The sequence below is a fragment of the Luteimonas rhizosphaerae genome (genome assembly GCF_002849595.1).
Taxonomy (GTDB): domain Bacteria; phylum Pseudomonadota; class Gammaproteobacteria; order Xanthomonadales; family Xanthomonadaceae; genus Luteimonas; species Luteimonas cellulosilyticus.
In genome coordinates this window covers 1-13907 of record NZ_NRQR01000025.1, presented here as the reverse complement: position 1 = coordinate 13907, position 13907 = coordinate 1, and the positions used below count along the sequence as shown (strand labels likewise).

The window sequence follows — 13907 nt, the reverse complement described above, 5'->3', positions numbered from 1 at the left end:
GACGTCATGCGGCGTGCGTGTCGTCCGGCCGCAACGCCAGCAGCGCGAGCAGGCTCAGCGCGGCCGCGGCGGCCAGGTAGAACCCGACGTAGTGCAGGCCGAATCGCGTCGCCAGCGCCGTCGCGACGTACGGCGCGAGCGACGCGCCGAAGATGCCGGCCAGATTGAACGCCAGCGACGCCCCGGTGTAGCGCACCGCGGTCGGGAACTGTTCGGCCAGGATGGTGCCGACCGGTCCGTAGGTCAGGCCCATCAGCGCCAGCCCGAGCATCAGGAAGGCGAGCACGCCGAGGTCGTGGCCGGCCACGAACAGCGGCGCGAAGCACAGGCCGAACACCAGGATGCCGGCATTGGCGACCAGCATCGCGCGGCGCCGGCCGAACCGGTCGGCGTAATGCGCGGCCAGCGGAATCGTCGCGGCGAAGCACAGCACGCCGACCAGCTGCAGCACGAGGAAACGCTCGCGCGTGTAACCCAGCTGCGACGTGCCCCAGCTCAGCGCGAACACCGTCATCAGGTAGAAGAGCACGAAGGTCGCCAGCGCCAGCAGCGTGCCGATCAGCAGCGCGCGCGGATGGCCGAGCAGCACCTCGCGCATCGGCAGGCGCACGCGCGCGTGGCTGTCGAGCACCCGCTGGAAGGACGGCGTCTCGGTGATGCGCAGCCGCACCCACAAGCCCACCAGCACCAGCACCGCGCTCGCGAGGAACGGCACGCGCCAGCCCCAGGCGAAGAACGCCGCGTCGTCCATCAGTGTCGTCAGCAGCAGGAACACGCCGGTCGCGAGAAAGAACCCGATCGGCGCGCCGAGCTGCGGAAACATGCCGTACCAGGCGCGCTTGCCAGGTGGCGCGTTCTCCGTCGCCAGCAGCACCGCCCCGCCCCACTCGCCGCCGAGGCCCAGCCCCTGGCCGAACCGGCACAAGGCGAGCAGGACCGGCGCCCACACGCCGATCTGTGCATGCGTGGGCAGCAGACCGATCACGACCGTCGAGATGCCCATCGTCAGCAATGCCGCGACCAGCGTCGCCTTGCGGCCGATGCGGTCGCCGTAGTGCCCGAAGACCGCAGAGCCGATCGGCCGCGCGAAAAACGCCAGCGCGAACGTCGCCAGCGACTGCAGCATCGCCGATGCCGGATCGTCCGACGGGAAGAACAGCGTCGGGAAGACCAGCACCGCCGCCGTGGCGTAGATGTAGAAATCGAAGAACTCGATCGTCGTGCCGATCAGGCTGGCAAACAGTACGCGGGCCTTGGAGCGGCTCGGTGTCGCGGATCCGGTCATGGTGTGGTGCGCCGCGGGACTCGCGCCGATTCTGCCAGAGTCACTGCGTGCCCGGTCCCCGCCGATGACCGGGCATGTGCCGGGCCGCGTGTCGTAACCCCATCGGATGTCCAGGCTGACCGTTGCGATGCGGTGGACGCGCGCATTGCATGATGCGAATCGCCCGTCCCGCCGCAGCACCGCGCCGTCGGCCCGCTTGCATGGGACGCAAAAAAGAAAGCCGGCCGGGGAAACCCCGACCGGCGTGTCACGTCATCTGTCGAGCGCGAACCCGGGAGACCGGGCCCGCGACGACGTCAGGACGCGTTCTTCATGGCGAGCTTGCGGGCGCGCATCACGTCGTGACACTCGCGCACTTCCGGCATCAGACGGACGACGACGTCGCGGGCCGCCGGCGGGGTGTCGCTGTCGCGCGCGGCTTCGTCGAACGCCTCGAGCAGGCGGTCCTCGGACTCTTCGAGCTCGGCGACATAACCGTATTCCTTGTCGCCGAAAGTCGCGCGGATCTTGCCGTACATCTGCTGCATGCTGCCGACCATCGTGCCCGAGGTCTCCGGCGTGCCACCGGCGGCCTGCACGGCGGCGCTCAGGTCGCTGACGATGCGGGTCTTGACGGTCGCGATGCGGGCGAACAGCGTGCGCAGCTCGGTGTCTTCGACTTTCTGCGCGGCTTCTTCGTAGAAGTCCTTGCCGTCGCGGGCGATCGAGATGAGGTCGTTGAGGGTGTGGGTGGTCTTGTTGTCGGACATTCGATATCTCCGTGGAATGGGATGGCGCCGTCGGATGACGACGCTCTTGAAAGAGCCGGTCTTGGATCGCGGCATCGTCCGTCGCGCACGTGAAGCGGCTGCGCATGACGCGGTGGAACGTTCGGATCGACGGGGGCCAGACTAGCGACGCGCCGGGCAAGATCGCGTGAGCGGAACGACGTGCAGCGACCCGGCAGTGCGCCGCGCGGCATCCGGTTCAGCCTCGCGGCGGGTAGCTGACTGCGCGGTCTTCTCGCGATGGTCACGCGCAACGAAAAGCGCCGCGACCCATGGGGTCGCGGCGTTCGATCGACACGTCTCGAGCGGGTTACTTCGTCGTCGCTTCGGCGGCCTGCGACGCGGGCAGGTCGTATGCGATCTCGTAGGGCGGCGGCTCGCCACCGGGGCCGGTGAGGTAGTGCTCCATCCACTGCATCGCGCGCAGCGAATAGTCGTAGCGCGATGCGCCGCGGCTGTTGCCGTGGCCCTCGCCCGGGTACAGCACGAGGCGCACCGGCGCCTCGCCGGCGAGCTGCAGATAGCGGTACATCATGTAGGACTGCATGACCGGCACGCGCGGGTCGGCCTCGCCGTGCAGGATCAGCGTCGGCGTCTTCGACTTCTGCGCGTGCGTGATCGGGCTCGCCTCGCTATACATCGCGGGGCTCTCCCACGGCCAGCTCTGCATGTGCACCAGATACTGCTCGCGCGGGATGTCGCCGGTGGTGACCAGGCTGGCCTGGTCGGCGATGCCGACGAACATCACCGACGCGGCGAAGCGCTCGCTGTAGTAGGTCGCACCCCAGGCGCTGGCATAGCCGCCGTAGGATCCCCCGGTGATGCCGACCTTGTCGCGATCGACCAGACCGGTGGCGATCAGATGGTCGACGCCATCGACGAGATCGTCGAACTCCTCTTTCGCCGGGCGGCCATGGTCGAGCTTGGAGAACGCGACGCCGCGTCCGGTGCTGGCGCGGTAGTTCGGGAAGAACGACGCGAAACCGCGGGCGGCAGCGACCTGGGCAGGCTGCGCGTACGACGTCAGCCAGCCGTTCGCGTTGTGCGCTTCCGGGCCGCCGTGGACGACCAGCAGCAGCGGCACGCGCGCATCGCCGCGACGCGTCAGCGGATGCACCAGCACACCCTCGAGTTCGAGCCCGTCGCGCGCGGTGTAGCGCACGACCTCCTGCCGCGCCAGCTCGACATCGGCCAGCCACGGATTGCTGTCGGTCAGGCGTCGCGGGTCGGCCGTGCCGGCGGCGAGGTGGAACACGTCGGACGGATGCGTCGGCGCATTGCCGACCAGCGCGATGTCGCCGCCCTGCGCGGCGACGCTCAATCCGGTGAAGACCGGACCGCTCGCCGGCACGAGTGTGCGCTGGCCGCTGCCGTCGACCCGGATCTCGGCGACCCGGCTCTGCACGCCTTCCTGGCTGATGAAAACGAGATGCTCGGCATCGCGCCAGGCGACGTTCCACACGTGCCCCTCGAGATCCGGCAACAGATCGCGCTGCACACCACCGGTGTTGCCGACGACGGTGAGCCGGCCTTCGCGCGGGTCGTTGACGTCGGCTGCGGAGATGATCGCCAGATGCGCACCGTCCGGACTCCAGGCCAGGTCACCGAGCTTGCCGGGATTGTCCACGCGGCCCAGTTCGCGACCGTCGACCGAATAGATCCGCACGCGGGCATCGACCATCGTGTCGTCGGTCAGCTGGCGCGGTGCGACGACGACGGCGAGGCGGTCGCCGGCCGGGCTCCACCTGACCGCCTGCACGCTGCCGTCGAGGTCGACGCGGCGCGGTTCGCTGCCCGACGCGGCGCCGAGATCGGCGATCCACAGTTCGACCGGACGCCAGTCCTCCTCGTGGACCTTCTGGCTGAAGCCCTTGTCGCGCAGCGCCTTGCGCGCGTCGCTCTCGCGCTGGACCGCGGTCAGCGCGACCTGGCGCCCGTCGGGCGCCAGACTGAAGCTGCCGATATCGCTGCGCAGCGACGCCACCCGGCTCGATTCGCCGCCGGCGAGCGGGATGGTGTAGAGGCCGCGGGTCTCGTCGCCCTCGCGCTTGGCGAGATAGGCGATGCGGCTGCCGTCGGGCAGCCACTGCGGGGCCGCGACGTCGACCTTGCCGGTGACGAAACCGCGGCTGTTGCCCGCGCCGTCGACGACGTGCAGCTCGGCGCGCGCCGGTCCGTCGGGATCGACGCCCAGTGTCCGCGGCACCGACAGCACGTAGGCGACCTCGCTGCCGCGCGGGCTCACCGCCGATTGCGTGACCGCGCGGGTCCTGGCGATGTCCTCCAGCGTCATCCCCGCCGCGTGCGCGCCCGTCGTCAGGCCCAGCGCACACACGAGTCCCCAGATCCATCGTTGCATCGACATCCCCTCGTCCACGGAAACAGCCCGGGACTCTGCAGGGGAATCGGCGGTCGCGCAATGTGCGGGCCTGGCCCGCGGGTCTGCGCGCGGCCGCTCAGCGCGCCGACAGCGTCCGGTGTCGCACCAGTCGCGCGGCCAGTCGCGCCAGCTCGCCCGCGAGCGGTTCGCGTACCGCGGACGGCACCCGCGCGATCCACGCGTCCGCGCTCCGTTCGGGCAACGGCCCCCGCCAGGCGAACGCGACACGGTTGCTCATCTTCGGCTCGTCGACGACGAGCACCTGCCGTGCGCCGAAGGCCTGCTGCAGCCGTTCGATGTGCACGCCGGGATTGCGCACGTACAGATTGCAGGCCAGCACGCCCTGCGCAGTCAGCGCATCGCGACAGGCGTCGTAGAACGCCTGCGTCGACAGCACGGGCGGAATTCCGGTCTCGTCGTACCCGTCGACCAGCAGCACGTCGAAGTGCGCCGGCTGCCGCGCGACGAACGCCGCGCCATCGTCGACGACGACCCGCAGGCGCGCATCATCGGCGGGAATGCCGAACGCGTCGCGCAGGGCCACGACGTGCGGATTGTTCTCGACGACCTCGATCCGCGTCGTCGGCAGATGCCGATGGCAGAACTTGGTCTGCGAGCCGCCGCCGAGCCCGACCATGCCCAGCACGCGCGGCGCCGGCTGAAACAGCAGCGTCGCCAGCATCGTGCGGGTGTAGTCGATCAGCAGCCGGTCCGGATCGCCCGTCACCATGCGGCTCTGGGTCTGCCGGCGCACGAACTGCAGCGAGGTGAATCCGTCGTGGTGGCGCACATAGGGCTTGCGCAGACGCGGGGCCGCTTCGCCGCGCAGCCTTGCGAGCCACCGGCGCAGCCAGCCGGTGCGCACCGGCGCCTGGGACGCGTCCGTCATCCGGGGCGGCTCAGCGGTTCGACCAGCCGTGCGGCACATGGCCGGCCGCCACGTGCGGACTGGCCGAGTCGATGTTGTGCTGGGAATCGTCGAAGAAGATATCGGCGCCGAACGCATCGAGGAACGGGCCCTTCGGCCGGCCGCCGAGGAACAGCGCTTCGTCGAGGCGCACGCCCCAGGCGCGCAGCGTGCGGATCACCCGCTCGTGCGCCGGCGCGGAACGGGCGGTGACCAGCGCGGTGCGGATCGGCGCGTCCTTGCCCGGCGGATACGCCGCCTGCAGATCGTGCAGCGCGGACAGGAACCCGCGGAACGGACCACCGACCATCTCCTCGCGCGCCCGCTCGCGCTCGTGCTTGTGGAAGGCTTCGATCCCGCCTTCCTGCGACACCCGCTCGCCCTCGTCGCCGAAGATCACCGCGTCGCCATCGAAGGCGATGCGCAGCTGGTCGGAGCGGTGCGCGGCCGCGCGCGCGGGGATGATCGTCGCCGCGGCGATCTCGTTCTCCAGCGCACGCCGCACGGATTCGGGATTCGCCGACAGGAACAGCTGGGTGCCGAAGGGCTTGATGTAGGGCCAGGTCGGCTCGCCGGAGGTGAACGTCGCGCGGCTGATGCCGAGATTGTGGTGCTGGATCGAATTGAAGATCCGCAGCCCCGTGTCGGCGGAATTGCGCGACAGCAGGATGACCTCGACATGCGGCGCATCCGGCGGCGCGTCGATGTTCAGTGCCAGCAGCTTGCGCACCAGCGGAAACGCGATGCCGGGTTCGAGGATGTCGTCCTCGTGCGCACGCTGGTGCTCGGCGTAGGCGTCGATGCCCTGCTGTTCGAACAGCGCGTGGCTGTCCTCGAGGTCGAACAGGGCGCGCGAGGAGATCGCGACGGTGAGCGTGGGCACGGACAGATCGGGCATGGCGGATCGCGGGACGAGGGAATGAGGATGCCGGCGACGCGTCGACGGTGCGGAGACCGGATGCGGCCGCAGCAGGCCTGCGCGGATTATGCGCGATCCGGGCAGGCGGGCCCCCTGACCATCGGCACTGGGCCGTCGTGGCCCGCGGGCGCAGCGTGGACTCCACTCCGCGACGCGAGGTACACGCCATGTTGCCGATCCGCCTGTCCCTGCTCGCCCTGCTCCTGTGGCCGCTGTGCGCGGGCGCGGCGCCCCCGGGGGATGATCTTTATGCCGAGGGCCGCACCATCGTCGGCGAGGCCCAGCGCATCGTCGCGCCCACGGGCCTGCAGGAGGAACACCGCGTCCGCATCGGCGGGATCGACCAGTGGATCACCGTGCGCGGCATGGACCGCGACAATCCGATCCTGCTCTACCTGCACGGCGGCCCGGCCGCGCCGATGATGCCGGCGGCGTGGACGTTCCAGAAACCCTGGGAGGACTATTTCACCGTCGTCCAGTGGGACCAGCGCGCCGCGGGCCGCACCTATCGCGCGAATGCGCCCAACGCCGTCGCGCCGACGATCACGATCGATCGCTACGTGGCCGACGCCATCGAACTCGTCGACTGGCTGCGGGCGACCTACGGCAAGCGCAAGATCGTGCTGGTCGGCCACAGCTGGGGCAGCGTGATCGGCATGCGCGTGCTGATGGCCCGGCCGGACGCGCTGCACGCCTACGTCGGCATCGGCCAGATCATCCACCCGGCCAGCGACGAGGCCATCGGCTACCGCTATGCGCTCGAGCGCGCACGCGCCGAGGACAACCGCGAGGCCGTCGCCGAACTCGAGGCCCTGGCACCGTATCCCGGCACCGACCTGCGGGGCGGCCGCATCGACGCGCAGCGCAAGTGGGTCATCCATTACGGTGGCCACAGCGCCTATCGCGACAACTCGGATTACTACTTCCGCGCACAGCGCCTGTCGCCGGACTACGGGCCGGACGACCGCCGGGCGATCGCCGCCGGCAGCGCGCTCACGCTGGACCGCATCCTCGGCGAATGGCCGCAGGTCGATTTCCGCAGCGTGCGCCGGGTCGATGCGCCGGTGTGGATGCTGCTCGGCCGCCACGACTACACGACGCCGTCGCAGCCGGTGGCCGACTGGATCGCCACCGTCGAGGCGCCGGCCAAGCGCGCCGTGTGGTTCGAGCATTCCGCGCACTTCGCGCCGCTCGAGCAGCCGGGACGCACGCTCTCGGTGCTGGTCGACCAGGTGCGCCCGCTGGCGGTGGCCGCGGGCGACGGCGTCGCCTTCGACGACTGAGCGTCGTCAGACGACGAACTGCTCGCTGAGGATGCGTTCCTCGAGGTTGTGCTCGGGGTCGAACAGCAGCGTCACCGTGCGGTCTTCGGATTCGCGGATCGTCACCTCGACGACATCGCGCACCTCGTGCGAATCGGCGGTGACGCTGACCGGGCGCTTGTAGGGATCGAGCACCCGGAACCGCACCTCGGTCCCGGCCTTGAGGATCGCCCCACGCCAGCGCCGGGGGCGGAAGGGTGCGATCGGCGTCAGCGCGAGCACGCCCGACCCCAGCGGCAGGATCGGGCCGTGCGCGGAGAAGTTGTAGGCGGTGCTGCCGGCGGGCGTCGACAGGATCACGCCGTCGCCGACGAGTTCCTCGAGCCGGGTGACCCCGTTGAGATCGATCCGCAGGTGGCCGGCCTGGCGCGTCTGCCGCAGCAGCGACACCTCGTTGTAGGCCAGCGACCCGATCGTCGCGCCGGATTCGGTCTGCGCCACCATCTCCAGCGGCCGCAGGATCGCGGGTTCCGCCGCGGCGATGCGGGCGTGCAGATCGTCGCCACGATGCTGGTTCATCAGGAAGCCGACGCTGCCGAGCTTCATGCCGTAGACGGGTTTGCCGAGGTGGCCGCGTCCGCAGCGTCGGGCTCGTAATGGCCGTGCGCGCCTTCCAGCCGGTGCAACGCGGCCTGGGCCTCGTCGGTCTGGCTGGCGAGAAACGCGATGCGGTGCGGTGCGGTCATCGTCGGGCCACTGCGGGAAAACGTGGGCGCAGCTTAGCGCAGGCATGCGATGGCACGGGTGTCGACGGTTCCAGCCCGCATGGGAGGACGCGCACCCTGTCCGATGCCGGCAACCACGCCAACCGCATCGCGCGCGAGCGCGCTCCTGCAGACGCATGCGTGTACCGGCCCCGTCGCGGAAACGGATGCCCGTCCAGCCGCGCGCGCGCGATGCGACATGACACGGACATTCCCGCGCTGGCCCGCGCGATGCCGACGAACGCGTCGCACCCGACGCTCCGACCGGGTCACCAGTCCGTGGAACGCCGGTTCGCACGCAGGCCAGGGACCGTGTCCGCCGGCATGGTCCAGACGGACCGGACAACCCCGCCACCAGGCCCACCGCGCGAACGCGGTGGACCTGCGCTGCCGTCAGCTGCGCTGCACCAGCTGCGAGACGCGCTGCACGGCGACCGACGCGGTCGGGTAATCCAGCGACTTCTGCGCGGCCAGTTCACCCAGCATCGCCAGGGTGAAGCGCAACGTGGAATCGTCGCGCTGCAGCCAGGCCTGGACCTTGTCGCCGGGCGTGGCGCCGGGCATCGCCAGCACCTGACCGACCAGGGCCCGATGCTGCTCGCCGAGTTCCTCGCGCAGCACGCCGCGTGCGACGGCGTGCCAGCGGCCGTCGACCTGCAACGCGTCGATCTGCTCGGTCAGCCACGGCAGGTTCAAGGCCTCGCCGAGACGGAAATGCAGGCGCGCCACGTCCACCGGCTTCTGCTTGCGCTCGCTGGCGACCTCGATGATGTCGCAGCACGGCTCGAGGTACGGCAGCGCCGCCAGCTGCTCGGCCAGTGCTTCGGGCACGCCCTTGTCGCGCCACGCCTGCAGGCTGGCGTCGTGGCCGGCACGCTGGCTGTCGGCGATGATCTGGCGGCCGTTGCGGATCGCGTGGAAGCCGTCGTGATAGCGGTCGACCGCGGTGGTGATGTCCGGGATTGCGCCCGGACGTGCCAGCAGCCAGCGCGTGAACGCACGCTGGAGGTTCCAGATCACCTGCAGCGCATCGACCTGCACCGACTCCGGCACCAGGCCGTCGAGTGCGTCGATCTCGCCCCACAGCGCCCGCGCCTCGATCGTCTCGCGGCTGATCGTGAACGCCTTGGCGACCTCGCCCGGCGTCCGGCCGCTGTCTTCCTGCATGCGCAGCAGGAAGGTCGCGCCCATGCGGTTGATCATCGTATTGGTGACCGCGGTCGCGATGATCTCGCGCTTCAGGCGGTGGCCTTCCATCAGCTCGGCGTACTTCTTCTGCAGCGGCGCCGGGAAGTAGCGCTGCAGCTCGCGCGACAGATACGGGTCTTCCGGAATGTCGGAATCGAGCATCTGGTCGAACGCGACCAGCTTGGAATACGACAGCAGCACCGACAGTTCCGGACGCGTCAGGCCGATGCCCTTGGCCTTGCGCTCGGCGATCTCGTCGTCGGAGGGCAGGTATTCGATCTGGCGGTCGAGCAGGCCCTTCGATTCCAGGGTGCGGATGAAATGCTGCTTGGAGCCGAGGCGCGACACGCTCATCCGCTCCATCAGGCTCAGCGCCTGGTTCTGGCGGTAGTTGTCCCACAGCACCAGGCCGGCGACCTCGTCGGTCATCGACGCCAGCAGCTTGTTGCGCGCGGGCAGCTTCATGCGGCCGTCCTGCACAAGCGCATTGAGCAGGATCTTGATGTTGACCTCGTGGTCGGACGTGTCCACGCCCGCCGAGTTGTCGATGAAGTCGGTGTTGAGCAGTACGCCGTGCAGCGCGGCCTCGATGCGGCCGAGCTGGGTCAAGCCGAGATTGCCGCCCTCGCCCACCACCTTGCAGCGCAGGTCGCGGCCATCGACGCGCAGCGCGTTGTTGGCGCGGTCGCCGACATCGCTGTGCTGCTCGCTGGAGGACTTGACGTAGGTGCCGATGCCGCCGTTCCACAGCAGGTCCACCGGGGCGCGCAGGATCGCCGACATCAGTTCGTTCGGGCTCATCGCCGTCACGTTGCCCTCGATGCCCAGGGCGGCGCGCGCCTCGGCCGACAGCGGGATCGACTTCGCCGTGCGCGGCCACACGCCGCCGCCCCTGGCGATCAGCGCGGTGTCGTAGTCCTCCCAGCTCGAACGCGGCAGCGCGAACATGCGCTGGCGCTCGACGAACGAACGCGCGGCATCGGGATCCGGATCGATGAAGATGTGGCGGTGGTCGAACGCCGCGACCAGGCGGATGTGCTCGCTCAGCAGCATGCCGTTGCCGAACACGTCGCCGGACATGTCGCCGACGCCGACGCAGGTGAAGTCCTCGGTCTGCGAATTGCGGCCCATGGCGCGGAAATGACGCTTGACCGACTCCCATGCGCCGCGCGCGGTGATGCCCATGCCCTTGTGGTCGTAACCGACCGAGCCGCCGGAGGCGAAGGCGTCGTCGAGCCAGAACCCGTGCTCGCGCGCGATGCCGTTGGCGATGTCGGAGAACGTCGCCGTGCCCTTGTCGGCGGCGACGACCAGATAGGGGTCGTTGTCGTCGTGCCGCACCACGTCCTGCGGCGGCACGATCGCGCCGTCGACGATGTTGTCGGTGATGTCGAGCAGGCCGTTGATGAACAGCTTGTAGCAGGCCACGCCCTCGGCGAACTGCGCATCGCGGTCGCCGCCGGCCGGCGGCCGCTTGACGATGAAGCCGCCCTTCGAGCCGACCGGCACGATGACGGTGTTCTTGACCATCTGCGCCTTGACCAGGCCCAGCACCTCGGTGCGGAAGTCCTCGCGGCGGTCCGACCAGCGCAGGCCGCCGCGCGCGACCGGGCCGAAGCGCAGGTGGATGCCTTCCACTCGCGGCCCGTAGACGAAGATCTCGCGGTAGGGACGCGGCTTGGGCAGGTCGGGCACGCGCGCGGAATCGAACTTGAAGGCGATCGTCTCGCGATAGCCGCCGTCGCCGCTGCGCTGGTAGTAGCTGGTGCGCAGCGTGGCGTCGATGACGCCGAGGTAGCTGCGCACGATGCGGTCCTCGTCGAGGCTCGACACGCGGTCGAGCAGCGCCTTGAGCGCCTTGCGCGACTGGTCGTACTGGGCATTGCGGCCCTGGCGACGCGCGTCGAGCACCGGCGCCAGCACGGCCATCGTCGCCTCGTCGCCGGCCAGCGTCTGCAGCTGCTGCTGGAACGTCGCGACGCCTTCGCTGATCTGCGCCTTGCTCTCGTGGCCGGTCGCCGGGTCGAAGCGCGCTTCGAACACCTCCACCAGCAGGCGGGCGAGCAGCGGATAGCGGTTGAGCGTGTCCTCGACATAGGCCTGCGAGAACGGCACGCCGACCTGCTGCAGGTACTTGCAGTAGCCGCGCAGGATCGAGACCTGGCGCCAGTCGAGATCGGCGCCGAGGATCAGGCGGTTGAAGCCGTCGTTCTCCGCGTCGCCGCGCCAGATGCGGTCGAAGGCATCGGTGAACGGCGCGGCCTGGCGCTCGACGTCGATGTCGCCGGCGACCGCTTCGACGACGAAGTCCTGGATGTACAGCGGCGTGCCGTCGATCTCGATGCGCAGCGGCTGCTCGGCGATCACACGCAGGCCCATGTTCTCCATGACCGGCAGCACGTCGGACAGCGGAATGTGGGTGCCGCGCTGGTAGAGCTTGAAGCACAGCGTCGGCTCGTTGTTGCGGGCGAAGGTGCGCGTGTAGAGATGCAGCTGCGGCGCGTCCGAGGTCTCGGCCGCCGCCAGCTTCTCGACGTCGGTCGCGGCCACGGCCGGCGACGCCTGCTCGATGTACGGCGCCGGCAGCAGGCGGCCGAACCGGCTCGACAGCGCCAGGCCCTCGCTCTCGCCGTGGCGGCGCACGAGTTCGTCGCGCAGGTCGTCGAGCCAGTTGCGCACGATCGACGACAGCTCCGATTCCAGCATCGCCTCGTCGACTTCGAACTGCTCGCCCGCGCGCGGGCGCACCAGCAGGTGCAGCTGGGCCAGCGGCGACTCGCCGAGCACCACGCTGGCATCGACGTGGTCGGCATGCATGACGTCGCGCAGCAGCTGCTCGATGCGGTGACGCACGTCGGTGTTGAAACGGTCGCGCGGGATGTAGACCAGCACCGAATAGAAGCGGCCGTACCGGTCGCGGCGCAGGAACATGCGGCTGCGCACGCGCTCCTGCAGGCCCAGCACGCCGGTGCCGAGCCGGTAGAGCTCGTCGGCCGTCGACTGGAACAGCTCGTCGCGCGGCAGTGTCTCCAGGATGTGCTTGAGCGCCTTGCCGCTGTGGCCGGTCGGCTTCAGGCCGGATTCGCGCATCACGTGCTCGAAGCGGTCGCGCACCAGCGGGATCTCCCACGGCCGGCGTGTGTAGGCGCTCGAGGTGTAGAGGCCGAGGAAACGCTGCTCGCTGAGCGCATTGCCGTCGGTGTCGTAGCGCATGACGCCGATGTAGTCCATGTAGCCGGGGCGGTGCACGGTCGCGCGTGCACTGGTCTTGGTCAGGATCAGCGGATCGATCTCGCCCGCGGCGCGCAGCGTGTGCGCGGCCAGCGATTCGAGCGGTCGCGACTTGACCGGGCCCGGCGCGCGCAGCAGGCCGAGGCCGCTGTCGGCGACCGGTTCCAGCACGCCGGCGCCGCGCTTGCCGCGCACCCGGTATTCGCGATAGCCGAAGAACGTGAAATGGTCGTCCGCCGCCCACTGCAGGAACGCCTGCGCTTCCTGGCGGCTGGCATCGGGGATCGGCATCGGCCGCGACAGCAGGTCGGCGGCGGCCTCGCGCATCTTCTCGCGCATCGCCGGCCAGTCGGCGACGATGCCGCGCACGTCGTCGAGCACCTTGCGCACGATCGCCTCGATGCGGCTGTTGTCGGCGGGCGTCTGCCGGTCGATCTCCAGGTGCATCACCGACTCGGTCTCGCCCTCGCCGACGCGGGTCAGGCGCCCGCTGCGGTCGCGCGCGATCTGCACCACCGGATGGCCCAGCACGTGAACGCCGATGCCCTGCTCGGCCAGCGCCATCGTCACCGAGTCGACCAGGAACGGCATGTCGTCATTGACGATCTGCAGCACCGTGTGCGGGGACTCCCAGCCGTGGGTCGCGAGAACCGGGTTGAAGAGACGGATGTTGGCGGTGCCGGGCTTGCGCTTCGCGGCGAACGCGAACAGGTCGGCGGCGAGCGCGGCCCAGCCGTCGGCGCTGTGCAGAGGCAGCTCTTCCTCGGTCATGCGCCGGTAGAACGCCTGCGCGAAGGCGTTGGCGTCCTGGTGCGCGTCCTTGCCGGCGCGCTTGCGCACCGCGGCGAAGATCGGATCCAGCAGGCTCGATGCGGCCTTGCGCAGCGCGGCGGCGCTGCCGTGCGACACCGTGACCGGCGACGCGACGACCGGCGTGCTGGTCGTGCGGCCCGCGGCGGCGGCGGCCGGCAAGGTGCGCTTGGCGGCCTTCGCCGGCGCCTTGGACGCCTTGGGTTTCGAAGCGGCCTTGGCGTTGGAGGAAGTCGATCCGGATTTGCGGGATGTGCTCATGGCGACAGAAAGTCCGATGCAATGAGGCCCGCGTTCTCACGCGGGCCGACAGGAAGAGAGAGGGCGACGATCGCCGCCGCGCGCGCGGCGCGACGGGCGACGGGATCGGGGACGACGGCGGCCGCCGCGCGGT

General features: G+C 70.0%; 7 protein-coding genes and 1 pseudogene. 1 reads left to right on the top strand and 7 read right to left on the bottom strand.

Features of this window, described 5'->3' with window-relative positions; genetic code table 11:
* Positions 1-4 precede the first annotated feature (4 nt).
* From CJ022_RS12335 to CJ022_RS12315, 5 genes are all read right to left on the bottom strand, one after another.
* Positions 5-1285, bottom strand: coding sequence for an MFS transporter (locus tag CJ022_RS12335; RefSeq protein ID WP_101926949.1), 1281 nt, complete (start codon positions 1283-1285; stop codon positions 5-7).
* A 296-nt stretch (positions 1286-1581) separates the two neighbouring features.
* Positions 1582-2034: a PA2169 family four-helix-bundle protein gene (locus tag CJ022_RS12330; RefSeq protein WP_101926948.1), complete on the bottom strand. Its 453-nt coding sequence runs from the start codon at positions 2032-2034 to the stop codon at positions 1582-1584.
* A gap of 328 nt (positions 2035-2362) precedes the next feature.
* A complete protein-coding gene (locus tag CJ022_RS12325) occupies positions 2363-4411 on the bottom strand; it encodes a S9 family peptidase (RefSeq protein ID WP_158238412.1) in 2049 nt (682 codons plus the stop codon).
* A 97-nt stretch (positions 4412-4508) separates the two neighbouring features.
* A complete protein-coding gene (locus tag CJ022_RS12320; RefSeq protein ID WP_158238411.1) occupies positions 4509-5321 on the bottom strand; it encodes a spermine/spermidine synthase domain-containing protein in 813 nt (270 codons plus the stop codon).
* A gap of 10 nt (positions 5322-5331) precedes the next feature.
* Positions 5332-6237, bottom strand: coding sequence for a 5'-nucleotidase (locus CJ022_RS12315; RefSeq protein ID WP_101926945.1), 906 nt, complete (start codon positions 6235-6237; stop codon positions 5332-5334).
* Positions 6238-6425: 188 nt separating this feature from the next.
* Here CJ022_RS12315 and CJ022_RS12310 point away from each other — a divergent pair, with 188 nt between their 5' ends.
* Entirely contained in the window at positions 6426-7541 is a 1116-nt protein-coding gene (locus tag CJ022_RS12310; RefSeq protein WP_101926944.1) for an alpha/beta fold hydrolase, read from the top strand.
* 6 nt (positions 7542-7547) lie between these two features.
* Here CJ022_RS12310 and CJ022_RS12305 read toward each other — a convergent pair.
* Both CJ022_RS12305 and CJ022_RS12300 read right to left on the bottom strand, forming a co-directional pair.
* A pseudogene (locus tag CJ022_RS12305) lies at positions 7548-8266 on the bottom strand (NAD kinase).
* A gap of 411 nt (positions 8267-8677) precedes the next feature.
* Entirely contained in the window at positions 8678-13774 is a 5097-nt protein-coding gene (locus CJ022_RS12300) for an NAD-glutamate dehydrogenase (protein WP_101926943.1), read from the bottom strand.
* Between the last annotated feature and the right edge of the window lie 133 nt (positions 13775-13907).